Consider the following 23504-nt stretch of genomic DNA (forward strand, 5'->3'; position numbering starts at 1 on the left):
TCACCCGGCAGCGCGCGGCACCACGTCATAGCGACGCAGCTGCAGTGCGGGGTTGACGCGCCGCACGTCCTCGACGACGGCGCGATCGACCTGCCCCACCGCCACTTCCGTGCCGGTGCCCGCGCCCGCCACCTGCACACCGCGCGGATCGATGATCGCCGACAGCCCCACCCCCAGCGGCGGCGGGTGGTCGGCCGCTGCCACGTAGACCGTGTTCTCGATGGCCCTCGCCTGCAGCAGGGTGCGCCAATGCTGCTCCTTGAGCGGGCCGCGCACCCACTCTGCCGGAACGAGCAGCACGTCGGCCCCTGCGTCGGCCAGCACGCGGGCCGACTCCGGAAAGCGCAGGTCGTAACAGGTCATGAGCCCGAAGCGCAGTCCCTCCACGACGAAGGTCTGCGGGGCTTCGAGTGTGCCGGGCTCCACCCAGTCCGACTCTCGCTGGCCGAATGCGTCGTACAGGTGCTGCTTGCGGTACACAGCGACCACACCCGAGGCGTCCACCGCGACGGCCGCGTTTCTGACGCGGCCGTCCGAGCCGCTTTCGAGAAGTCCCGCCACCACGTGCACGCCATGGTGCTCGGCCATGCGCTGCAGAGCCGCCGAGAAGGGGCCGGACACGGGCTCGGCGTTCGCGGCCAGTGACGCGTCGAAAGGATCGACGAAGTAGCTCGCATATTCCGGCAGCAGCACGAGACGAGCGCCGCGCGCGGCCGCTGCCGCGACGAGCGCATCGATCGCGGCGAGATTCGCGGCGCGATCCGCGATCGGCGCGAACTGCGCGACCGCGAGGTTCAGCGCATCGCCCGCGCGGCTCACAGCGGCCTCCCGGTTGAATGGCGCGCGCGAACGACGACAGGTGCGGCGATCCACAGCAGCACGATGACAGCCGACAGCGCGATCACGATGATCCACGCCGCGCCCGCATCGAGCACGACGTCGAAGACGAAGGCGACGACGCCGACGACCAGAAGCGCGACCGTCACCAGCACCGTGACGAGAGCGGCGTGCCCGTAGGCGACGACCTGGGGCTTCGCGCGGCGGCGGAACAGCATCCGATGGAGCGCGACAGGGGCCAGCGCCAGGATCGAACTGAGTGCGGCGAGCACCACCAGCACGAGGTACAGCGTCGACTGCGACGCATCGAGGTCGCCGAACGCGGGCTGGAAAGCGAGGGCGAGCAGGAAGCCCGTGAGGATCTGACTTCCCGTCTGCAGCACGCGCAGCTCCTGCAGCACGTCGTTCCAGTTGCGGTCGGCACGTTCGGCCGGAGACTCGTCGCGGCCGTCCCGCAGGTCATCGCCGTTGTCGGCGTCGCGAACCGGGGGCATGCAGTCATCTTCGCCGTGCGGCGGCGGTGACGGCAACCGCGACGGCGGAGAGCCGACGCCGTGGTGCGACCCGCTTCGAATCCGTGCTAGGCTCTTTACTTGTGCCGCGGGGTGGAGCAGCTCGGTAGCTCGCTGGGCTCATAACCCAGAGGTCGCAGGTTCAAATCCTGTCCCCGCAACAAATGAAGGCCCCGGAAGCATCGCTTCCGGGGCCTTCGCCTTCGCCGGAATGTGCCCGCACAGGGCGCTCGTCCCCTCAGACGTCGGGGTCCATGGCGGTTCCCATTTCGCTCAGGAACCGGGCGATCACGTCGAGCTCCTGCTCGTCGTACTGCATCACGACGCCGCGCATCGCCCCGAGGCGTGCGCCGAAATGCCGATAGAAGGCTGTGCGCGCTTCGTCGGTGAGCACGACGATGCGCGCGCGACGATCGAGCGGATGCGGCTGCCTGCGCAGGTGGCCCGAAGCGGTGAGCCGATCGAGCAGCTTCGTCGTCGAGGCGGTCGAGATGCGCAGGTGTTTGGCGACCTCGTGCGGGCTGACTGCTCTTCCCTGCTGCTCGCGCATGATCATGAGACGGAGAGCGGCGACGTCGGTCGCATTCATGTCCATGTCGCCCTTCATGCCGCTGTGCATGCGCTCCATCGCGTCGCTGAAGGCGCGCACGCCCGCGAGCACGTCCATCGCGGACTGCTCCTGCGGTGTGGCGGGAACCCATCTGTCTGACACGTAGACACTTCCTCCTCTCATGCGTAGCATCGATCGCAGGGATTCGCTAGACAAACTAGCAATTGAGGGGACTCGATGAGCGAAACGCTGACCGACACCGAACTCGTCGTACTCGTCGACGACGAGGGCCGCGAGATCGGCACTGCGCCCAAGTCCACTGTCCACGGTAGCGACACCGCGCTGCATCTGGCTTTCTCCTGTCATGTGCGCAACGAGGCGGGCGAGGTGCTGGTCACCAGGCGTGCGCTCGAGAAGGCGACATGGCCAGGGGTGTGGACCAACGCGTTCTGCGGTCACCCGCGGCCGGCGGAGCCGGTGATCCACGCCGTGCACCGCCGCGCAGAGCAGGAACTGGGTCTGACGCTCGACAGAGTGGAGGTCGCACTCCCCCTCTTCCGCTACCGCGCCGTAGACGCCGCGGGCATGGTCGAGCACGAGATCTGCCCCGTGTACATCGCCACGACGTCGCAGACGCCGTCGCCCGATCCGCGTGAGGTCGCGGAGGTGCGCTGGGTGGCTCCGCAGGATCTCGCCGATGCGCTCGAGGCCACGCCATGGGCGTTCAGCCCGTGGCTCGTGCTGCAGGCCCAGCAGCTGCACCTGTTCGGCCCGACCGGCACCACTGCGCGTTCATGACCGCCGCACGAGAGCCGCTCGCCCAGTTCGACCGCGCTGCGCAGCACGCCGCCGCCGTCGTCATCGGCGAGTACTCGACCTCATTCGCCCTGGCCTGCCGGCTGCTCGGTCGGCGCGTGCGGGTCGACATCCGCTCGATCTACGCACTCGTCAGGGTCGCCGACGAGATCGTCGACGGTTCGGCGGCCGGGGCGGGCCTCGCGCCGGCCGCCCAGCGGGAGGTGCTCGACGAGCTGGAGGCCGAGACACTGTCCGCCGTCTCGAGCGGCTTCAGCGGCAACCTCATCGTGCACGCGTTCGCCCGCACGGCGCGCACGTGCGACATCGGGCCGGAGCTCATCATGCCGTTCTTCCGCGCGATGCGCACCGACCTCGATGTCTCAGTGCACGACCGCACCTCGCACGACGACTACGTGTACGGCTCGGCCGAGGTGGTCGGACTCATGTGCCTGAAGGCGTTCCGCAACGCCGGAAGGGCGCAGCCCGCCCCGCCCGATGCTCTGCTCGAAGAGGGCGCGCGCCGGCTCGGCCGCGCCTTTCAAGACGTCAACTTCCTTCGCGACATCGCTCAGGATCGCGACCGACTCGGCCGCGACTATCTCGCCGTGGACTCGACTGACGGCCGCACGGCGGTGCTGGACCGCATCGACGCCGACCTCGCCGCGGCGTCGCTCGCCGTCGCCGAGCTCCCCGACGACTGCCGACGGGCGGTCACCGCCGCCCACGACCTGTTCGCCGAGCTGTCGCGCCGCCTGCGGGAGCGACCGGGCTCCGAGCGCGTGCGCGTGCCAGACGCGGTAAAGGCGGCGATCGTCGCCCGCGCCTGGCTGGGCTTCGCCCCGCGGAGGACGAGCTGATGCGCGGCCCGCGCACGGCGGTCGTCGTGGGGGGCGGCATCGCCGGCCTCGCCAGCGCTGCGCTGCTCGCCCGCGACGGGTGGGACGTGACGCTCGTCGAGAAGCAGCCAGAGGTGGGTGGGCGCGCCGGGTCTTGGTCGGCCGGCGGCTACCGCTTCGACACCGGGCCGTCGTGGTACCTCATGCCGGAGGTGTTCGACCGCTTCTTCCGGCTGTGCGGAACGACGGCGGCCGCCGAGCTCGACCTCACGACGCTCGACCCCGGCTACCGCGTCTACGCCGAGGGGGAACCGACTCCGTTCGACGTGCCCCGAGGCCGGGATGCGGCGGCAGCCCTCTTCGAGCAGCGCGAGCGGGGCGCAGGTGCCGCTCTGCACGACTACCTCGACTCGGCTGCCGAGGCCTACGCCCTCGCCGTCGACCGGTTCCTCTACGACCCGTATGCCGACACCGCGGGGCTGCGCGATCGCGAGCTCCTGCGGCGGCTGCCCGCCCTCGCCCCGCTGCTGACCCGATCGCTTCAGCGCCACGTCGCGTCTCGATTCCGGGATCCGCTTCTGCGCCAGATCCTCGGGTACCCGGCCGTGTTCCTGGGCGGATCACCCTCGCGCGTGCCGGCGCTCTACCACCTCATGAGCCACCTCGATCTCGAGCAGGGCGTGCAGTACCCCCGCGGCGGCTTCGCAGAGGTCATCGCCGCCGTCGCGCGCCAAGCGCAGCTGCACGGCGTGCGCGTGCGCACGGGGGCCGAGGTCGAGAGCATCGCCGTGCGCGACGGGCGCGCCCGCGGCGTCGTGCTGACCGGAGGCGAGGCGATCGACGCCGACGTCGTCGTCTCGGCGGCCGATCTGCACCACACCGACACCACTCTGCTGCCCGCGGGGAGCCGTGACCGCTCCGAGCGCTGGTGGCGGCGACGCACCGCGGCACCCGGGGCGCTGCTGCTGCTCTTGGGTGTGCGCGGCGAGCTGCCGGAGCTCGCGCACCACACGCTGCTGTTCACGCGGGATTGGCGGCGGAACTTCGACGACATCTTCGCGCAGCCCGGCAGGGTGCCCGACCCCGCCTCGATGTACGTCTGCCGCCCGAGCGCGAGCGACCCCGACGTCGCCCCGCCCGGTCACGAGAATCTCTTCGTGCTCGTCCCGATCCCCGCCGACTTCGGACTGGGTGCGGGCGGCGTCGACGGCGAGGGATCCGCGGCGGCCGAAGCGGCCGCCGACCGCGCGATCGCGCAGCTGGCGCAGTGGACCGCGGTCCCGGACCTCGCCGAGCGCATCGAGGTGCGCCGTGTCATCACTCCCACGGACCTCGCGAGCGACCTGCATGCGTGGCGCGGAAGTGCGCTGGGGCTCGCGCACACGCTGCGTCAGAGCGCCGTGATGCGCCCCCGCAACCGTGCACGATCGGTCGACTGCCTCTTCTTCGCCGGCGGATCGGCGCTGCCGGGAATCGGACTGCCGATGTGCCTCATCTCGGCCGAGCTCGTCTCGACGCTGGTGCGCGCGGAGCTCGCGGGCGGACGCCCCGCCGCCCGCATGACAGCGGAGGCGTGAGGCGTGCCGGGGACCTATCTGCTGGCCCTGCTGCTGTCAGCGGCCGGCGTCGCCCTGCTCGACGTGCGCCATCGGCTCGCCGCACGGCGCTCCCCCTGGCGCGCCGCCGTCGCCGTGGCGGCGGGCAGCACCGTGCTGCTCGCGGCGGATGCGGTCGCCATCTCCCGCGGGATCTTCGTGCGCGGCGACTCGGCGATGCTGATCGGCATCGACCTCGCGCCGCACCTGCCCCTCGAGGAGCCGCTCTTCGTCGCCTTCCTCTCCTATCTCGCTCTCGTGGTCTGGTGCGCGCTGGACCGCGTGCTGTCGGAGCGCGCCGCCGGGGAGAAGTCGTGACCTACGCCGTGCTCTCCGCCGTACTGCTGCTCGTGGCCGCCGCTGTCGCCGCCGCCAGCGCCCGGCGCCCCCGGTTCGCCCACCGCATGGCCTGCTCGGCGGCCGCGGCGGCGGTCCTGTGCATCCTGACCGCCGTCTTCGACAACCTGATGATCGCCGCCGACCTCTACCGCTACCCGGCCGAGCACCTGAGCGGCTGGCGCATCGGACTGGCGCCTCTCGAAGACTTCGCCTACCCGATCTGCGTCGCCTTCCTCGTGCCGTCGGTCTGGGTGCTCACCGAGCGCAGGGCCGCATGACGGCGGGGAGAGCGTCGTCGAGGGGGATGCTGAAGCAGCTCCTCGTCGCCTCGCGGCCGGTGAGCTGGGTCAACACCGCCTATCCGTTCGCCGCGGCGTACCTCGTGACCACCGGCGGGATCGACGCGACGTGGGTCGTGGGCACCGTCTTCTTCCTCGTGCCGTACAACCTCGCGATGTACGGCATCAACGACGTGTTCGACTACGAGTCCGACCTGCGCAATCCGCGCAAGGGGGGCGCGCACGGCGCCGTGCTCGATCCGCGCGCACACCGGGTCACCCTGTGGGCGGCGGCACTGAGCTGCCTGCCGTTCGTCGTGTACCTCGGGGTGGTGGGCTCGCCCGCGTCGTGGGTCGTGCTCGCGCTGAGCCTGTTCTTCGTCGTGGAGTACTCGGCTCCGCCGTGGCGGCTGAAAGAGGTGCCCATCGCCGACTCGGCGACCAGCAGCATCCACTTCTTCTCCCCTGCCGTCTACGCTCTCGTGCTCGCCGGAGCGACCTGGACGCCGGGGCTCGTCGCCCTCATCTGCGCCTTCGCACTGTGGGGCGTCGCCTCGCACGCCCTCGGCGCGGTACAGGACATCGTCGCCGATCGCGAAGCGCGCATCTCGTCCATCGCGACCGCGCGAGGCGCGCGGTGGACGGTGCGTTTCGCGATCGCGTGCTATGCGGCGGCCGCCGTGCTGGTGCTCGCCACGGCATGGCCGGGTCCGCTCGCCGCGGTCGTGGCCGTGATGTACATCGTCAACGCCTGGGCCTACCGCAACGTGGCAGACCACCAGGCGACGGCGGTGACCGCCGCCTGGCGCAGGTTCCTGTGGCTCAACCAGATCGCGGGCGCCGCGGTGACGGTGCTGCTGATCTGGTACGTCGCGATCGGGTGATCACCCTCCGAGCGCGATGAGCTTCTCGACGGCTGCCGTGAGCCGGTCGTCCGCCTCGCCGTAGGCGGCCCAGTCACCGGCCTCGAGGGCCTCCTGGCGGTCGAGCATCGCCTTCTGCGCCGCCTGCAGCGCCGCCTGGTAGTCGTCGGTCGGCTGCTCGCTCGTGCCGCCGGACTCGCTCGGAGAGGGAGTCGGCGTCGGCGTCGCGGTCGCGCCCGGCGTGGGGGTGACGTTCTCATCGCCCGTCTCCGCGCCGGAGTTGCCGCCGAAGAGCGAATCGAGCGCCTCGCTGAGCGTGTCTTCGAACGCCACGTCGCCGCCGAAGGCGACCAGGATCTTGCGCAGGGTCGGCAGCTGCGTGCCGCTGGAGGCCTGCACGAAGACGGGCTGGACATAGAGCAGGCCGCCGCCGACCGGGAGGGTGAGCAGGTTGCCGTTGAGCACCTCGGACTGGCCCTGCTTGAGCAGGTTGATCTGCGACGAGATCGTCTCGTTCGAGTTGAAGGTGTTCTGCACCTGGCCGGGACCCGGCACCGTCGTGTCGGCGTCGATCACCAGCATCCGCAGCTTCCCGTAGTCGGCGCCGACCTTGCCCTTCTCCCCACCCGCATCGGAGTCGACGGAGAGATAGCCCATCAGCACGTTGCGCGATGCCGCGCCCAGCGACGACGGGATGAACGAGGTGAACATCGAGTAGGTCGCCTCGTCCTGCCCCGGCATCTGCATGGTCAGGTAGTACGGCGGCTGCAGGTTGGTGTCGTCCTGGGGGTCGTTCGGGGTGGTCCAGGCGTTGTCGCGCTGGTAGAACGACTGCGCGTCGTCGACGTGGTAGACCCCGAGCATCGCCCGCTGCACCTTGAACAGGTCGGTCGGGTAGCGCACGTGGCTCATGAGGTCGGCCGACATCTCGCTGATCGGCTCGAGCGTCGAGGGATAGACCTTCTGCCACGCCTGCAGGATCGGGTCTTCGTCATCCCAGGCGTAGAGCGTCACCGAGCCGTCATAGGCGTCGACAGTGGCCTTGACGGAGTTGCGGATGTAGTTGATGTTGTCGAGGCCGAAGCGCTCGACGGTCGTGTTCGAGTCGGAGATCGCCTCCGACAGGCTCACGGTCGTGGAGTACGGGTAGTTGGCGCTGAGCGTGTAGCCGTCGATGATCCAGACGATGCGACCGTCCACCACGCTCGGGTACGGGTCGCTGTCGAGGGTCAGGTACGGCGCGACCTTCTGCACGCGCTCGGCGGGGTCGCGATCGTAGAGGATCTGCGACTCCTCGTTGAGGTAGTCGGAGAACAGGATCTGCTCGGACTGGAACTTCAGCGCGTAGATGAGCCGGTTGAAGACGTTCCCGAGGCTCGGCCCGCCATCGCCCGAGAAGGTCGTCTTGGTCTCGCTCGCGCCGTCTTCGCCGGCCGGGTAGTCGAGCTCCAGGTCGGTCGCCCCCTCGGGCGCGCCCACGATCGAGTAGGTCGGCGAGTACTCACCGAAGTAGACGCGCGGCTCGAAGTTCTCGAGGTCGGAGAGGAATCCGGATGCCGGGATGCCCTGCTCGAGGAAGACCGGATCGCCGTCGGAGGTGCGGTCGTTGCCCTTGAGCGCGACGATCCCGTAGCCGTGCGTGTACACGAGCGCGGAGTTCTGCCAGTCGGCCGCCGCGCCCAGCTGCTCGAGGTTGAGCTCGCGCACCGAGACGATCGTGTCCTGAGACTGGCCGTCGATCTCGTAGCGGTCGACGTCGAGCGGGTCCTGGAACTGGTAGTACGAGCGGTACTGCTCGAGCTGGCGCACCGTCGGCGAGATGATCGCGGGATCCATCACGCGGATCGAGGCGGTCGTCTCGGCGTCGTCGCGCAGCTGCCCTTCCTTCGCGTCGGTCTTGGCGGCGTAGTTGGTCTTCTCCAGCTCATCGATGCCGTACGCGGCCTGGGTCATGTCCACGTTGCGCTGGTAGTACTCCTGCTCGAGCGAGAAGCGGTTCGGCTGCACCTGGAAGGTGTTGACGACCCACGGGTAGCCGATGCCCAGCACGATCGACGAGACCACGAGCAGCGCGGTGGCGATGAGCGGGTAGCGCCAGCGGCCGATGATGGCGGTCACGAAGAACAGCACGGCGACCACGGCGGCCACGATCGCGAGGATCGTCAGCCCCGGGATGACGGCGTTGGCCGTCGTGTAGCCGGCGCCGGTGATGCGGTCCTCGGTCTGGGTCAGGGTCTTGTAGCGGTCGAGCCACAGGCTCACCCCCTGCACGGCGAGGTAGAGGCCGGCGAGGACGGCCAGCTGGATGCGTGCGGACTTCGAGATGCGCAGCTCCCGCTCGCCCACCCGCACGGAGCCGTAGAGGTACGAGACGAGCACGGTCACGAGCAGGCAGATCAGCAGCACCGCCGAGACGAAGCCCAGCAGCGCACTGTAGAAGGGCAGCCCGAAGAGGTAGAAGCCGGTGTCGAGTCCGAACTCCGGATCGGTGGTGTCGGTGGCGACGCCGTTGAGCCACAGCCACGTGGTCTGCCACTGCGCGGAGGCGGCGAAGCCGGCGAAGAAGCCGAAGAACACCGGGATGCCCCACATCGACAGGCGCCGCAGGGGCTCGACGACCTCCTGGTAGCGGTCGAGTTGCGAGCTCAGGCGCGCGTACACCGGGCGCAGCCGGTAGGCGAGCTGGATCGCGACCCACACCGGCACCGCCATGCCCACGAAGCCGATGACGAACATCACGACGCGGGCGGTCCACTGCGTCAGGAGCACCGACTCGAATCCGAGCTGGTCGAACCAGAGCCAGTCCGCGTAGAGCCCCGCGAACAGGAAGAACGCCACCACCAGCGCCGCGATGATCGCCAGCGAGATGGCGATGACGCGTCGTGATCGGGAGGGCGTGGCTTGATTCGGCGCTGAGGTCGTCGTCACCCTCACATCCTAAGCGGCCGATTCAGGGCGGATGCTGGGGGAACGCCTAACCGCAGGTGGGCAGGGCGCCCAGGTCGCCGTCGTCGCGGATCGCTTCGAGCACGGCGAGGGAGTCGTCGAGGGTCTCGACCGAGAACACCTGGAGTCCCGCCGGCACATGGCCGACGACCTCGTCGCAGTTCGCCGCGGGAGCCAGGAACCACGTCGCCCCCGCATCCCGCGCGCCCCACAGCTTCTGACGGATGCCGCCGATCGCCCCGACCGTGCCGTCGGCGCTGATCGTGCCGGTGCCGGCGACGCGCTCGCCCCCGTTGAGCTCACCGGGGCTGAGCACGTCGATGATGCCGAGCGCGAACATCATTCCGGCGCTGGGCCCCCCGACGTTGTCGAGCTGGATGGTCACGTCGATCGGGAAGACGTAGTCGTTCATGAGCGTGATCCCCAGCAGCCACGTCGTCGTGCCGTCCGATTCCTCGGAATGCGGGGTGACCTCGACGGTCTGCTCGGCGTCGTCGCGGATGACCGTGAGCTCGATCGGGTCTCCCTGACCGGCGTTCACGATCTCGCGGAGGGCCGCCGCATCCGCGACAGGCGTGCCGTTCGCGGCCGTGATCACGTCCCCCTCTTCGACGAGACCGGTCGCGGCGGCGCCGTCGACGACCGAGTACACCGTCAGCTGCGACTGCACGTCGTAGCCGAGCTCGGTCAGCGCCGCCGCCGTCGCCTCCTTCTGCGAGTCGACCATGAGCGCCGCGCTCTCTTCGTTGCGCTGCTCGGTCGTCTGCCCCTCGGGGAAGACCGAGTCGATCGGCAGCACCGCCTTGCTGCGGTCGAACCACGCCGCGGCGAGCTCGAACCATGACGGCGTGCGCTCGCGGTTGCCCACCACCTGCACCGTGAGCAGGTCCAGCGACCCTCCCGTCTCGTAGGTCTGGGCGCCGTCGACCGAGATCAGCGGCACGTCCTCGCCGTCGGAGCCCTGCACGGTGCCCAGGGTGTCGTAGACGGGCCCCGGCTGCTGGATCACATATCCGGTGGGGAGGAACGTCAGCACCAGCAGCACGACCAGAGCGAGGGCGAGCGCGCCCATTCCCGCCTTCATGCTGCGCGGGATCTCGCGCCGCGGGGCGGGCTGGATGGTCACGTTGTCGTCGAACAGCGCCACAGGTGCCTCTCTCTGCCAGGTCGTTCGCGACCGGCGTAAGGCGATCGGGGCCGGGCCGGGAGGTGCGATGAGCGGTGCGACTAGCGTAGGACCAACTGGTCTTGAACCGGCTGAGAGGGTGACGACGTGGCAGAAGACGACCGCAGTCCCGAAGAAGAGTTCCAGGAGCTGATCCGTCAGCTCTTCGGCGGCGCGGGCGGGGTCGACCCCGAACAGCTGTCCAAGCTCAGCGGCATGGACATCGACCCTGCGATGATGCAGCAGCTCATGCAGCAGCTGCAGCAGGCGTTCGCCGCCGGCGGCCCCGACGGCGGGATCGACTGGGAGCTCACCCGCCGCCAGGCGCTGCACATCGCCAACCAGGACGGTCTGGGCATCACCTCGGGGCAGCGCGGCGATCTCGATGAGGCGTTCGCACTCGCGACGCTGTGGCTGAGCGAGGCCACGGCGATCTCGGGGCTCGCCACCGCCCCTCAGGCGCTCACCCGCGGCGCGTGGGTCGAGGCGACGCTGCCGGTGTGGCAGGCGCTGGCGGAGCCGGTGGCGACCAGCATCGCCGATGCGCTCACCGGGGCGCTGAGCGAGCAGGCGCCCGACGACATGCAGAGCCTCATCCAGGGCGCCGGCCGATTCATGCGCACGGTGGGCGGATCGCTGTTCGCGACGCAGCTGGGGCACGTCGTGGGCAACCTGTCGAAAGAGGTCGTCAGCGGCGGCGATGTCGGCATCCCGGTGATGCCCGACGGCGAGGCGGCGATCCTGCCGCAGAACTTCTCCGACTTCGGCGAAGGGCTCGAGATCCCCGAGGATCAGCTTGCCCTCTACATCGCGACCCGCGAGCTCGCCCACGCGCGCCTGTTCCGCCACGCCCGCTGGCTGCGGCTGCACGTCATCTCGCAGGTGACGGACTTCGCCCGCGGCATCCGCGTCGACACGTCGGCGCTCGAAGATCTCGCCGGTCGGTTCGATCCCAGTGAGCCCGATGAGCTCCGTCGCGCGCTCGAGAGCGGGGCGCTGCTGCCTCCGCGCAGCCCCGAGCAGGACACCGCTCTGGCGCGACTCGAGAACCTCCTCGCCACGATCGAGGGCTGGGTCGATGTCGTGACCGCACAGGCCACCGGGCGCCTGCCGATGGCCGATCGCATCGCCGAGGCGGTGCGACGTCGCCGTGCCGTCGGCGGACCCGCGGAACAGGCGCTCGCGTCACTCGTGGGGCTCACGCTGCGCCCGCGGCGCATGCGCGAGGCCGCGGCGATGTGGCAGGCCGTGACGGATGCCGTGGGCGTCGGCGCCCGCGACGCGCTGTGGGACTATCCCGACCTCATGCCCACCGCCGACGACCTCGACGATCCCGCAGCGCTGGTCGCTCGGCTCGAGGCGCGTGCCCGCGGCGAAGAACCGGAGCGCGACGAGCTCGACGACGCGCTCGCGCGTCTGCTCGCCGGCGAGGAACCCGCAGCTCCCGCAGCGGAGGAACCCGCCGACGGCGACGACGACGCTCCCGACGAGCCGCGTCCGGTCTGACAGGGCTCCTCCCCAGCGCCGACATCGGGTGGCGGGGGTGCGCACCCTGTGGACAGCGTGCGCAGCCGTTCGCCCGCCCGGCGAGAATCGGGGCATGCTGCGCCTCGACCCCGCGTATCCCCCGCTGTGGCGGTCGGCGAGCTCTGTGCAGTTCGGCCTCGACGCCGTGGTGGTCGTCGATGCCGGCGAACGATGGCAGCAGCGGCTGCTGCATGAACTCACGCGCGGCATCCCCGACGATGTCGTCTCCGGCGTGCTGGTCTCGATCGGAGCACCACGCGCTCCGTCGCAGCAGATGCTGCAGGCGCTGCGACCCGTGCTGATGGCCGCGACGACGACGTCCCGATCTGTGACGCTGCAGGCTCCGGCAGCCCTGCCGAGCGCGCAGGTGCAGACGCTCGCGACGGCCCTGCGCGCGTCAGGGCGAGCGGTCGAGGTCGAGACGTGGTTCGGCGTCGAGTCGCGCGAGGTCGATCGCCCGTCCGGGGCGCCCGTCGTGCTGCTGGCGCACCATCTGGTCGAACCGCGGCGGGCCGCCGAGCTGATGTCGCACGACGTCCCGCACCTGCCGCTTGTGTTCACCGGGCGTCGCGCCGTGATCGGCCCCCTCGTGGTGCCCGGCCGCACGGCCTGTCTCGCCTGCGATGCGGCGCACGAGCGGGAGCGCGATGCCGAGTGGCCGATGCTCGCCGCTCAATTGCTGGCACGCGACCCGCTCGTCGTCGACGACGCGCTGCTGCTGCAGGCCGGCGTCATCGCGGCGCGGCTCATCGACGGCGCGGGCGGTCGGTCGACGGTGCTCCACGCCGGGTCGTGGCGCCGGTCGATCCGCGCGCATCGACCTCACGCGTCGTGCCTGTGCCGAGCTCACGCAGGAATCGAGACGGCGCCCGACCACGCTCCCCCGTCGACCACGACAGCTCGAGGGTCCGCGCGGCGCGCGTGATGCCGACGTAGGCGAGACGCCGCTCTTCGTCGACCGCCTCGGGGGTGGTCGCCCAGCCGATGGGCAGCTGCCCGTCGGCGAGTCCGGCCAGGTGCACGTGCTCCCACTCAAGACCCTTGGCCGCGTGCAGCGTCGCGAGGGTCACGGTGCGCATCGTCAGTTCGTCCTGGGTCTGTGCGCGGGCCGTGAGCTCATCGGTGAACGCCCTCAGCGTCGTGCCCGTCGGGGCCTCTTCGGCCAGGCGCAGGATGGCGGCCCTGGCCTCCCACGCATCACGCAGCGCCCCGCCCGCCTGCGGCGGCTCGTCGCTGTAGCCGAGCGAGCGCAGCACGTCGCGCACGGCGACGAGGAATCCCGACTCCAATGGTGCGACCGAGGCACCGCGCAGCGCGAGCACCGCTTGGCGCACTTCGGGGATGTCGAAGAACCGTCGCCCGCCGAGCACCGTGGTCGCGATGCCGCGCGCGGCCAGGGCCTGGGCGAGCATCGCGGACTGGGCGTGCGCCCGATACAGCACGGCGATGCGGTGCGGATCCACTCCACCGGCGATCTGACCGGCGATGCGCTCGGCGATCCCCTGCGCCTCGTGCGCATCGTCGGCGTAGGCCGTGACGGTGGGCAGGTCGCCGGCCGCGCCGGCGTGAGCGGAGGTCAGCTCGAGGGCGCCCCGGCGACCGTTCATGAGCGCGTTCGCCACGGCGAGGATGCCGGGTGTCGAGCGGTAGTTCGTCTCGAGCCGCACGACCTTGGCCTGCGGGAATCTCGAGGCGAATTCGAGAAGGAACCGCGCGTCGGCGCCCGCGAAGGAGTAGATCGTCTGGCTCGCATCGCCCACGACGCACAGGTCGCGCCGATCGCCCAGCCACAGTTCGAGCAGTCGGTTCTGCAGAGGTGAGACGTCTTGGAACTCGTCGACCGTGAAGTGGCGGTACTGCTCGTGCACCGCCGAGGCGACCTGCGGCTCCGCCTCGAGCATGCCGGCGCAGGCCAGCAGCACGTCTTCGAAGTCGAGTCTGCGCCGCTCGTCTTTGAGCTTCTCGTACGCGCGCTGCAGGTCGACCACACGTGAGACGTCATAGCGTCCGACTCCGGCGGGGCGGGCCGCGGCGTAGTCGTCGATGCTGCGCATCGTGACCTTCCGCCACTCGATCTCGGAGGCGATGTCGCGCAGGGTCGCGGTGTCGGGCTCGAGGCCGATGCCGTCGGCCGCGTGGGCGAGAAGGCGCACCTTGTTGTCGACGAGCCCGGGTGCGGTGTCGCCGGCGAGCGTCGGCCAGAAGAAGTTCAGCTGCGCCAGGGCCGCCGCGTGGAAGGTGCGCGCGGCGACGCCCGAGACGCCGAGTCTGCGCAGGCGTCCGCGCATCTCGCCGGCGGCCTTCGCGGTGAAGGTCACCGCCATGACCCTTCCAGGCGAATAGGCGCCGGTGTCGACCCCGTGCGCGATGCGGTGCGTGATCACGCGCGTCTTGCCGGTGCCGGCGCCGGCGAGCACCGAGAGCGGTCCCCGCAGGGTCGTGACGGCCTCGCGCTGCTGGTCGTCGAGCCCGTCGAGTGCGCCGCCGCTCATCGGCCCGCGTGCCAGTCGGCGATCAGCTGGTGGGCGATCGATGCCGTGCCCGGCAGCATCACGTCGCCCTCACCACGAAGACCCTCGCCGATCTCGGCGCGCGTGAACCAGCGCACCTCGGCGATCTCGTCGCCGTCGGCGACGGCCGCATCGGACAGCGCCTGCGCCCGGTACCCGAGCATGAGCGAGCGCGGGTACGGCCACGACTGCGAACCGCGGTACTCGAGGGCGCCGACCTCGACGCCCGACTCCTCCCTCACCTCACGACGCACGGCCTCTTCGGCCGACTCCCCCGCCTCGACGAAGCCCGCGAAGCACGAGTAGCGGTTCACCTCCCACAGGGCATTGGAGCCCAGCAGCAGCCGATCGGGGTCGTCACGGTGCGTGACGGCCACGATGACGGCGGGATCGGTGCGCGGAAAGTGGTCGCGGCCGCACGCGTCGCAGTGCCGCGCCCACCCCGCGTTGACGATGCGGGTCTGCCCGCCGCACGCAGGGCAGAAGGGCGCACCCAGCAGCCACCGGCCCAGTGCCAGCGCGGCCACGAACGCGGCGGCGTCGGCGGCGGTCAGCATCCCCCCGGCCACGCGCAGCCCCGCCCACCCGCCCGGTGCGTCGAACGGCGCATCGTCGGAGTGTGCGAGCACGGCCGCCAGCAGCGCTGAGCCCTCGTCGTCGCGCCCCAGGAAGGCCCACAGCGCGCCGGCGGGCACCGCGGCGGGGGCCACGAGCTGCAACCCGTCGCCGTCGAACGGCGCCCTGTCGCCGGCGACGACCAGCACGCGCGTCGACGAGTCGGAGCGCAGCCGATCGAGCAGGCCGGGCTCGCTGCGCTCATCCCCCGCGCGGTCGAGTCCCCCTCTGGCCAACGGCGGCTGCGGAATGTCGGACATGGGCATCGCGGCCTCTCTGCGGATCGCACACGCGGCCTGTCGACAAGCGGGCGTGGCGCGGGGGTGCACCGGCGCGCCACGCCTACCCTGGGCACATGGCACGCTCACCCCTCACTCTAGCCGCGTCGGTCACCTCGGCTCTGCCCCGGGTGGGCGTCGTCTCGGTGGCTGCTCTGACGGAATCGGCGGCCGGCCGCTACGACAGCGCACTGGTCGGTCTCGATGACGGACGCAGCGTCGTGGTGCGGGTTCCCGCCACCGCAGAGGCGGCGACCGACCTCGTCGCCGAAGTGCGGGCGCTGCGGGCTCTGACGCCCGGTGTGCGCGCCCTTCTTCCCTTCCGCGCACCCGAGCTCCTCGGCGAGACGGGACTCGACCGCGCGAGGGTCGTGGTCGTCGATCACCTGCCCGGCTACCGCGTCGATGCGGCGCACGTTCCCGCCGGCCCAGGCATCGCCACGAGCCTCGGGGCGGCGCTGGCGGCGCTGCACAGCCTCCCCCTCTCGGTCGTGCGCACCGAGGGTCTTCCGGTGCGCACTCCCGAGCAGGTGCGCGACGATGCTCGTCGCCTCATCGATCGCGCGTCGGCGACCCATCGCACGCCGATCTCGCTGATCGCCCGCTGGACACGCGCGGTCGAGAACGACGACCTGTGGCGATTCGAGGCGGCAGTCGTGCTGGGCGGCGCCTCGGCGGCGGCCTTCCTGTTCGACGATGTCGACGGGGTGCCGACGATCACGGGCGCGCTCGAGTGGGCGGGGCTGTCGGTGGGCGACCCCGCCGCAGACCTGCAGTGGCTCTCGGCGGCGCCCGACGCGGCCGGCGAGGTCTTCGACGCCTACGCCGCCGCCAGCGCACGCACCCCCGACGCACTCGTGCGCGAGCGGGCCAGGCTGTACGCCGAGCTCGAGTTCGCGAAGTGGCTCGTGCACGGCTACGACGCCGACCGCGCCGACGTGCTCGACGACGCCGAGGCTCTGCTGCGCTCGCTCGCCGACGGCACCTCGGGCGAAGACATCGTCGCCGTCTCGGCGCACGGCGTCGACGACGCGATCGCGCTGCTCGACCGCGTGCCCGAACGCGCCGATGCGGCGGGAGACACCTCGCTGCAGACCGACACCTACGCGGCCGACGACCTGTCGCTGTGGAGCGAGGAGCTGCCCGCAGACACGACCGCCGAGCGCGAGCCTTCATCCGCCGCCGACCAGACCGTGGCGGAGCCCCCCTCGGAGGCCCCCGCCGACGATCCCGAGCGCACCCAGCCGATCGCTCCCGTCGACGTCGACGACTTCGTGCCGCTGTCGTTCGCCACGGGCGAGCTCGACGCGGCGCTGGCCGCCCCGCGAGAGCGGGCGCAGACCTCGGACTGGACCGAGGCGCAGGCCGAGGTCGACAGCGCGCGGGCGGCCGACGCGGCCCTGCGACGCTGGCTCGCCGACTGACCGGGTACCGGAGGGCTTACCCCCGCAGCACGAGGTCTGCCGCGACATAGAACAGCACGACGTCGATGCTCTCCAGCGGCACGCCGTTGCGGCGGTGATAGGCCTCGCGATACAACTCGAGCTGCAGCATCCGCTGGGCTCTCTCATCGTCGGTGCGCGGCGCCGCACCCGTCTTCCAGTCGACGATCTCGATGCGGTCGCCGCGGGCGTACACGGCATCGAGCTTGCAGATCACGACGTGCGGCGTGCCGTCGAGGGCGGTCGTGGCGAAGTCGATCTCGGTCTCGACCTCGAGCGGCTGCAGGTCCGCCCACTCGCTGCGCTCGAACGTCTCGCGCAGGCGTGCCAGCGCCTCGGCATCCGCGAGGGTGGCCGCGGATGCCGGCGCGTCGTCTTCGAGCTCCCACAGGGCGTCGTCGAGCCCGCCCGCACGCCCGACCAGACCTGAGCGCTGCTCGACCCAGGCGTGGAACAGGGTGCCCAGGCGCGTCTGGCGATAGGGACGCTCGGGCAGCGGACGGGCGAGTCTGGCCACGGCGCCGTCGTAGTCGACGACGAAGTCCTTGTAGCGGGAGGCGGCGATACGGGTGGGAGCGGCGCCGGGAGCACGCCTGTTGCGCTCTTCGCGCTCGGCCAGCAGCAGGGCGAGGTCGCGGTGAGCGGGAGGCCGCGGCGACTCCCGCGCGCGGCGCACGGCGTCCGCGGCGCGTTCGACAGCGGCGCGTCGAGCGCCCAGCGGGTCGATCGGCCACTGCAGCAGGCGGCGTTCGCCGAGATAGGGGTTCTCACCGGGTTCGGTCTCATCGAGGGCGACCCCGAGGCCCTCGGCGATCTCGGTGAAGAAGACGCTGCGCTCGCGAGGCTTCTTCGTGCCCGACCACGCCGCCCCCGTCAGCAGCAGGTGGTCGCGGGCGCGGGTCACGGCGACGTAGGCGAGTCGCCGGTCCTCGTCGAGCTGGCGCTGCCGACCGGCGGCGAAGAACTCGTCGAAGGCGACCTTGAGGTCCTGCTGGGTGGGGCTGGTGTCTGCATCCCAGCGCAGCGTCGGGAGCCACGGCGCATCGCCGCGGAACTCGTAGGGCAGAATGCCGAACCGCAGCCACCCCTTGCGGTCGCGCGGCATGCTCGGCAGCTCGTCGGTGACCATGCGCACCACCGCCACGGCGTCCCACTCCAGCCCCTTGGATCCGTGGATGGTCAGCAGCTGCACCACATCGGGCTCTGGAGGCTCGGTGCGGGGCGCGAACTCGTCGAGCTGCTCGGCGTGATCGAGCCACGCCAGCAGATTCGAGATCGATCCGCTGTCGTCTGCGGCGAGGAAGCCGTGCAGCTCGTCGACGAATGCGCGTAGCTGCGCCGAGGCGATCCTCGCGGGGCCGCGCAGCTCGTTGGCGGCCAGCTCGATGTCCAGTCGCAGCTCGCGTTCGACCAGCCTGACCAGTTCGGGGATCGGCATGCCCGCCGCCCGCCGCAGCTCGGCGAACACGACACCGGCCTCGTGGAGGCGCTCGCGGGCCGCGGGCGTGAGACCTGCGAGCCAGCCGTGGTCGGGGCGGGTGCGTGCGACGAAATCGAGAGCGTCGATGAGCGAGCCCTGATCGTCGCCGGCGCTCGCCCTGATCTGCGCGACCACCTCCGGCGCCAGCGGCTGCAGCGCCGTGTCATGGCGGGCCAGCCGCACCGCCAGCGCCGACAGCTCGCGCAGATCGGGCAGCCCGATCGCCCACCGCGGGCCGGAGAGGAGTCGGATGAGCGCCGAGCCCGCCGCCGGATCGCTGATCACGCGCAGCGCCGCGACGACGTCGACGACCTCTGGGGTCGACAGCAGGCCGCCGAGCCCCAGAATCCGGTGCGGAACACCCCGGCGACCCAGCGCATCGCCGAAGCGCACCATGTGCTTCTTGCTGCGGAACAGCAGCGCACCCGTCGTGGCGAGGCCCCCGACGGCCCGCGCCCGACGCACGGACGCGAACCACTCGGCGACGCGGTCGGCCTCGGCGTCGACGTCGTCGTCGAAGGCCAGATCGACCTGGCCGGCCGATGCACCAGGGCGGGGTCGCAGCTCGGCCACCTCGACCGGGGCGTGCGCCGACAGCTCTGCGAGCACGGCGTTCGCCGCGCCGAGCACGCGGATGCTGTTGCGCCAGCTCGTCATGAGCGAGAAGCCCGCGCACCCGCCGTCCTGGGCGAACGCGGCGGCGAAGCCCCCGAGGTTTCCGGCGCTCGCCCCGCGCCAGCCGTAGATCGCCTGGTGCGGGTCGCCGACAGCCATGACCGCGGTGCCGGCGAACAGCCCGGCCAGCAGGTCGGTCTGCACGACCGAGGTGTCCTGGTACTCGTCCAGCAACACGACGCGGTAGCGCCCTCGCAGCTCATCGCCGACGACAGGGTGCCCACGGACGATCTCGACCGCCGCCGCCACCTGATCCGAGAAGTCGAGCACCCCGCGGCGCAGCTTCTGCGCGGCGTACTGGCGGGCGAGATCGGTCAGCAGCGCCAGATCGTCGACGTCGGCGGCGGCATCCGCGACGTCTTTGTAGACGACGGTGCCCTTGCGCGTCGACGGGCGCTCGAGCACATCGCGGAAGCGCGCGGGGAAGGCCGCCAGCTCGTCGAGGGCGACGAGATTGTCGACGCTGTCGCGGGCGATGCGCAGCGCGCCGTCGACGAGTGTGCCGACGCTGCGCTCGACCGCGGCCAGTCGGGGATCGTCAGAGGCGAACAGCACCTGGCGCATGAGCAGCCACGCGGCCGACTCGCTCAGCACGACGGCCTCGGCGTCACGGCCGATGCGCACCGCGTGCTCGCGCACGATCCGGTCGGCGAAGCTGTTGTAGGTCGCGACCGTGGGGCGGTGCAGGAGCGCGTCGGGCTCGACCTCGGCCGCCACCGCACCGCACTCGATCGCCAGCGCATCCAGCACGGCGTGCCGCTCGCGCCCGCGGCCCCCGCTGCGCTCCAGCTCACCGAACACGTCGAGCCTTCCGGCCGCGTGGAGCGCCGGCAGGTGCGGGAGCAGTCCGCGGCGCTCGAACTCCGAGAGCCGGTCGAGCCGCGCGCGGATGCGTTCGGCCAGCTCCCCTGCCGCCTTGCGGGTGAAGGTGAGCCCCAGCACCTCGTCTCGACCGACGAGGCCGTTGGCGACGAGCCACACGACGCGCGCCGACATCGTCTCGGTCTTGCCGCTGCCGGCGCCGGCCACCACGAGCGCCGGCTGCAGCGGCGCCTCGATGACCGCCGTCTGCTCGAGGGTGGGCGGGAACTGACCGAGCGCGGCCGCGATCACGCCTGCCGCGAGCGGTGCCGTCATGACGCGCTCACCGCCCCGATGGTGTGGATGCGGCAGAGTCCGTAGGAGTGCTCGTCGCGGCAGTGCTCCTCGTAGGGCGCCGCGAAGGTCGTGCCGCGCATCACCTCGACGGCGGCCGCGATGCGATCGTGGAAGGCGGTGCGCGTCTCGTCGTCGAAAGGCGGCTGCCGAGGAGTGACGTAGTCGACCCGCGAGGTGGGCCGCAGCACGAGCAGCTTCGCACCGCCCGGCGGGTGGCCTGCGGCCTCGGGGATCGCGCCGGATTCGAACGCCAGCTGGTACGCCGCGAGCTGGGGGTTGTCGACGACACCCTGGTCGCGCTGAGGTTCGCGCTTGCCGGTCTTCAGATCCACGATCACGACCGTGCCGTCGGGGGCGAGCTCGACGCGGTCGATGTAGCCCGAGAGCACGACGCCATGCGGGTGGGCCGGCTCACCCGGCAACGGCACCGGCACCTCGAAGTGCGGCTCTGCGCCGATGAGTGTGCCGCCGTCCCGATCGAAGTCGCGCAGATACGCGTGCAGACGGCGCACGAGATCGCGCGCCGTCGCGCGCTGCGCCTCTTCGCGCCAGCCCGACTCGAAGCTCAGCTCACCCCAGCGCGACTCGACGGCTGCCCAGAGCGCTGCTTCGTCGGCCCCGTCGGCGTGTTCGAGGGCGGCATGGATGATGGTGCCCAGGCCCGCCGACGTGTTCGACGCGTCGCCGCCGAGGTCGGCGATCACCCAGTTGAGCTCGCACTCCTCGAGGGCGTGCAGACGTGAGGGCGACACGCGGATGTCGGCGACCTCGAGGTCGCGCAGCGGTCCGCGCGCGCTGGGAGCGGTCACGCCGTACCACTGCTCCGGCGCCGCGCCCGGTATGGCGGCATCGGCGAGCAGAGCCAGCTGACCGGCCGCGAACACCGCATCCGCCCCCGTCGTGAGGGCGCGCCGGTGCTGGGCGACCAGCCCGCGCAGCGAGAGCGGATGCTCAGCGGTCGGGGCCTGCGGATCGGGGAAGAACTCGGCGAACACGCTGGGCCCGGTGTCGTCGTCGTCCACGGCGGTCATCACCACCCTGGCAGAGGCGCGCGACACGGCGCGCACCAGCAGCCGGAGTTCGTCATGCATCGCGGAGCGACGGCGATCGAGGGCTGCCGGCTCATCTCGGCCGGCAGCGGCGTCGGCGAGGCGCCACGTCTCCAGCAGCGATCCGCGCAGGCGCGTATTGGGCCAGACGCCGTCCTGCAGACCGGCGATCACGACGGTGTCGAACTGCACGCCGAGTGCCGAAGCCGGGGTGAGGATGCGCGCGGCGTCGTCGGGCAGCACGGCATCGAGGCGATCGTCGGCGACGTCGCTGTCGAGAATGCTGCGCACGAATGCCCGCGGATCGGGGTCGAGCGTGCGCTCGACGAAGCGCTTGGCCGACTGGAACAGCGCCACGACGGCGTCGAGGTCGCGCCCCGCCTGGTCGGCGAGCGGTCCGCGCCCGGCCGCGAGATCGCTCCACACGCGCTCGAGCCCGCTGCGCTCCCACACCACCCACAGCACTTCGTGCGCCGTCGCGCCCTCGGCCAGCAGCCGCGACACCTCGTGCAGAGTGCGCGCCAGCACGCCGGCGCGCCGCGCCTCGCGTGTGTCGAGCAGGTCGAGCTCCAGCGGGGTGCGCATCGCGTCGACCAGCAGCTCGCGCCCGCTGCGCTCCCCGCCGGCGGACAGCTCGGCGTGACGCAGCGCCGACCGCAGGCGTCGCAGACCGATCGCGTCGAGGCGACCGTACGAGCCCACGAGCAGGTCCGACAGCTCGTCGGCCGACCACTCGTCGGCGGCGGCCAGCTCGACGACGCGCACGAGATCGCGCGCGGGGGCGAGCACGCCCAGTGGGCTGCCTGGGCCCGCCGTTCGAGCCGGCACGTCGCGCGCGCTCAGCTCGGCCTCGAGCGTCTGCACCTGACGGGTGTCGTGGGCGATGACGGCCAGGTCGCCCCAGGGCACCCCGTCGTGCAGCCGGCGCTCGCGCAGCAGGCGTGCGATCGCATCGCACTCCTCTGCCGCCGATCGCGCGACGAGGGCCTGCACCGAGGCGTCGGGCTGGGCGCCCGTCGGTCGCTGACGATGGGCGACGACGCCGACGGCCCCGATGTGCTGCGTCAGCCGTCGAACGAGGTCGACCTGCGCCGCACTGCCCCGATGCGCCGTCGACAGCACATGCGGGGTGCCCAGCGCCGCCGCCAGTCGCGCGAAGTTCTCGGGGGTCGCGCCCCGGAACGATCCCGCCCCCACGTCGGGGTCGCCGAGGGCGAGCACGGCCACGCCGCGGGCGGCGCACGCCTCGACGAGCTCCACCCCGCCGAGGGTGAGCTCTTGCGCGTCGTCCACGATCAGCACGGCCATCTCGTCGAGCAGCTGCGCCCCGGGAAGCCCCGCACGCACGATCGCGACCGCCTCGCGCACGAGCCCGGCCGCGTCGCGGTGCGCTCCGCGCATGTCGTCTCGGACCTGGATGTATTCGCTCGAGAACGAGGCCAGCGCCGTCCACACCGCGAGATCCCGCTGGGCGCCCCACTGGGTCAGCTGGGCGGGAGGGATGCCGAGGGCGGTGCATTCCGCCAGGAACGCCCGAACCTCGGTGCGAAAGCCCTTGGTCGCCCTGATCTGCGGCGTCAGCCATTCCGGCCAGCGGCTCTCGCCGCTCTGCTCGTCTTCGACGTCGCCTGCCAGCAGATCGGCGATCAGCTGGTCTTCGTCGGCGCCGGTCAGCAGCTGCGGCGGCTCGCGCCCGTCGGCGACCGCGCCGGCGCGCACCAGTTGAAAGGCGAAGGAGGCGATCGATCGCGCAGGGGCGCCCGAGGTCGCCCGCGCGATCGTCAGCGACAGCCGGTCGCGCAGCGCGGTCGCGGTCTGCCGCGACGGGGTCAGCACGACGATCGCGTCGGGGTCGACGCCTGCCGCGATCAGTGTGCGCACTCGCTCGAGGGCGACCGCCGTCTTGCCTGTGCCGGGTGCGCCGACGACGACGGCGGAGGCTGCGTGCGGCAGTTCGATGACGGCACGCTGCGCCGCATCCCAATCCTCCACCCCCGCAACGTTAGCGGCGCCCGACGACATCACGGTGCCGTAGGCTGGCGATGCGCCCG

General features: G+C 71.5%; 17 protein-coding genes and 1 tRNA gene. 9 read left to right on the top strand and 9 right to left on the bottom strand.

Features of this window, described 5'->3' with window-relative positions; translation table 11 throughout:
• Positions 1 to 819, bottom strand: coding sequence for a carbon-nitrogen hydrolase family protein (locus tag OAW74_RS06415; protein ID WP_262873936.1), 819 nt, complete (start codon positions 817 to 819; stop codon positions 1 to 3).
• Positions 816 to 1331, bottom strand: coding sequence for a DUF6328 family protein (locus OAW74_RS06420; protein WP_262873478.1), 516 nt, complete (start codon positions 1329 to 1331; stop codon positions 816 to 818). Before OAW74_RS06420 ends, OAW74_RS06415 begins: the two co-directional genes overlap by 4 nt.
• 105 nt (positions 1332 to 1436) lie before the next feature.
• Between OAW74_RS06420 and OAW74_RS06425 the strand changes: the two genes are divergently transcribed.
• Positions 1437 to 1510 (top strand) — tRNA-Met (locus OAW74_RS06425).
• A gap of 77 nt (positions 1511 to 1587) precedes the next feature.
• Here OAW74_RS06425 and OAW74_RS06430 read toward each other — a convergent pair.
• The gene (locus OAW74_RS06430) at positions 1588 to 2061 is read right to left on the bottom strand and encodes a MarR family winged helix-turn-helix transcriptional regulator (protein WP_262873479.1); all 474 of its coding nucleotides are present in this window, start codon (positions 2059 to 2061) and stop codon (positions 1588 to 1590) included.
• A gap of 75 nt (positions 2062 to 2136) precedes the next feature.
• Here OAW74_RS06430 and idi point away from each other — a divergent pair, with 75 nt between their 5' ends.
• Genes idi through OAW74_RS06460 form a run of 6 tightly spaced genes read left to right on the top strand, consistent with a single transcriptional unit; the run spans position 2137 to position 6629 of the window.
• Positions 2137 to 2697, top strand: coding sequence for an isopentenyl-diphosphate Delta-isomerase (idi, locus tag OAW74_RS06435; protein ID WP_262873480.1), 561 nt, complete (start codon positions 2137 to 2139; stop codon positions 2695 to 2697).
• The gene (locus tag OAW74_RS06440; protein WP_262873481.1) at positions 2694 to 3554 is read left to right on the top strand and encodes a phytoene/squalene synthase family protein; all 861 of its coding nucleotides are present in this window, start codon (positions 2694 to 2696) and stop codon (positions 3552 to 3554) included. Before idi ends, OAW74_RS06440 begins: the two co-directional genes overlap by 4 nt.
• Positions 3554 to 5110: a phytoene desaturase family protein gene (gene crtI, locus OAW74_RS06445; RefSeq protein ID WP_262873482.1), complete on the top strand. Its 1557-nt coding sequence runs from the start codon at positions 3554 to 3556 to the stop codon at positions 5108 to 5110. The genes OAW74_RS06440 and crtI overlap by 1 nt, the downstream gene beginning before the upstream one ends.
• A gap of 3 nt (positions 5111 to 5113) precedes the next feature.
• Positions 5114 to 5446, top strand: a complete 333-nt coding sequence (locus OAW74_RS06450; RefSeq protein ID WP_262873483.1) for a lycopene cyclase domain-containing protein — start codon at positions 5114 to 5116, stop codon at positions 5444 to 5446.
• Positions 5443 to 5745 (top strand): lycopene cyclase domain-containing protein, encoded by a 303-nt coding sequence (locus OAW74_RS06455; RefSeq protein ID WP_262873484.1) that lies wholly within the window; start codon positions 5443 to 5445, stop codon positions 5743 to 5745. Before OAW74_RS06450 ends, OAW74_RS06455 begins: the two co-directional genes overlap by 4 nt.
• Before the next feature lie 26 nt (positions 5746 to 5771).
• Positions 5772 to 6629, top strand: coding sequence for a prenyltransferase (locus tag OAW74_RS06460; protein WP_262873485.1), 858 nt, complete (start codon positions 5772 to 5774; stop codon positions 6627 to 6629).
• Here OAW74_RS06460 and OAW74_RS06465 read toward each other — a convergent pair whose 3' ends face one another.
• Entirely contained in the window at positions 6630 to 9536 is a 2907-nt protein-coding gene (locus tag OAW74_RS06465; protein ID WP_262873486.1) for a UPF0182 family membrane protein, read from the bottom strand.
• Between the two features lie 46 nt (positions 9537 to 9582).
• On the bottom strand, positions 9583 to 10701 hold the full coding sequence (locus OAW74_RS06470; protein WP_262873487.1) for a YlbL family protein: 1119 nt from the start codon (positions 10699 to 10701) through the stop codon (positions 9583 to 9585).
• A gap of 126 nt (positions 10702 to 10827) precedes the next feature.
• On the opposite strand from OAW74_RS06470, the gene OAW74_RS06475 reads away from it, so the two are divergent.
• Complete coding sequence (locus tag OAW74_RS06475; RefSeq protein WP_262873488.1) at positions 10828 to 12225, top strand: zinc-dependent metalloprotease; 1398 nt, start codon at positions 10828 to 10830, stop codon at positions 12223 to 12225.
• A 767-nt stretch (positions 12226 to 12992) separates the two neighbouring features.
• On the opposite strand, the gene OAW74_RS06480 is transcribed toward OAW74_RS06475, so the two are convergent.
• Positions 12993 to 14738, bottom strand: a complete 1746-nt coding sequence (locus OAW74_RS06480) for an ATP-dependent helicase (RefSeq protein ID WP_262873489.1) — start codon at positions 14736 to 14738, stop codon at positions 12993 to 12995.
• Positions 14735 to 15637 carry an NAD(+) diphosphatase gene (gene nudC / locus OAW74_RS06485; RefSeq protein WP_262873490.1) on the bottom strand — a complete coding sequence of 301 codons (903 nt, stop codon included), beginning with the start codon at positions 15635 to 15637 and terminating at the stop codon, positions 14735 to 14737. The genes OAW74_RS06480 and nudC overlap by 4 nt, the downstream gene beginning before the upstream one ends.
• A gap of 89 nt (positions 15638 to 15726) precedes the next feature.
• Between nudC and OAW74_RS06490 the strand changes: the two genes are divergently transcribed.
• Positions 15727 to 17073, top strand: coding sequence for a phosphotransferase (locus OAW74_RS06490; RefSeq protein WP_262873491.1), 1347 nt, complete (start codon positions 15727 to 15729; stop codon positions 17071 to 17073).
• Positions 17074 to 17089: 16 nt separating this feature from the next.
• Here OAW74_RS06490 and OAW74_RS06495 read toward each other — a convergent pair whose 3' ends face one another.
• Both OAW74_RS06495 and OAW74_RS06500 read right to left on the bottom strand, forming a co-directional pair.
• Positions 17090 to 20383, bottom strand: a complete 3294-nt coding sequence (locus tag OAW74_RS06495; RefSeq protein WP_262873492.1) for an ATP-dependent DNA helicase — start codon at positions 20381 to 20383, stop codon at positions 17090 to 17092.
• Entirely contained in the window at positions 20380 to 23445 is a 3066-nt protein-coding gene (locus OAW74_RS06500) for an ATP-dependent DNA helicase (protein WP_262873493.1), read from the bottom strand. Before OAW74_RS06500 ends, OAW74_RS06495 begins: the two co-directional genes overlap by 4 nt.
• Positions 23446 to 23504: the final 59 nt, after the last annotated feature.

The organism is Microbacterium fluvii (assembly GCF_025515205.1).
Classification (GTDB): domain Bacteria; phylum Actinomycetota; class Actinomycetes; order Actinomycetales; family Microbacteriaceae; genus Microbacterium; species Microbacterium fluvii.

Coding starts and splice junctions, on each gene's coding strand:
- OAW74_RS06420 (WP_262873478.1), bottom strand. CDS start 1,331: ATGCCCCCGGTTCGCGACGCCGACAACGGCGATGACCTGCGGGACGGC.
- idi (WP_262873480.1), top strand. CDS start 2,137: ATGAGCGAAACGCTGACCGACACCGAACTCGTCGTACTCGTCGACGAC.
- OAW74_RS06440 (WP_262873481.1), top strand. CDS start 2,694: ATGACCGCCGCACGAGAGCCGCTCGCCCAGTTCGACCGCGCTGCGCAG.
- crtI (WP_262873482.1), top strand. CDS start 3,554: ATGCGCGGCCCGCGCACGGCGGTCGTCGTGGGGGGCGGCATCGCCGGC.
- OAW74_RS06460 (WP_262873485.1), top strand. CDS start 5,772: ATGCTGAAGCAGCTCCTCGTCGCCTCGCGGCCGGTGAGCTGGGTCAAC.
- OAW74_RS06480 (WP_262873489.1), bottom strand. CDS start 14,738: ATGAGCGGCGGCGCACTCGACGGGCTCGACGACCAGCAGCGCGAGGCC.
- nudC (WP_262873490.1), bottom strand. CDS start 15,637: ATGCCCATGTCCGACATTCCGCAGCCGCCGTTGGCCAGAGGGGGACTC.
- OAW74_RS06490 (WP_262873491.1), top strand. CDS start 15,727: ATGGCACGCTCACCCCTCACTCTAGCCGCGTCGGTCACCTCGGCTCTG.
- OAW74_RS06495 (WP_262873492.1), bottom strand. CDS start 20,383: ATGACGGCACCGCTCGCGGCAGGCGTGATCGCGGCCGCGCTCGGTCAG.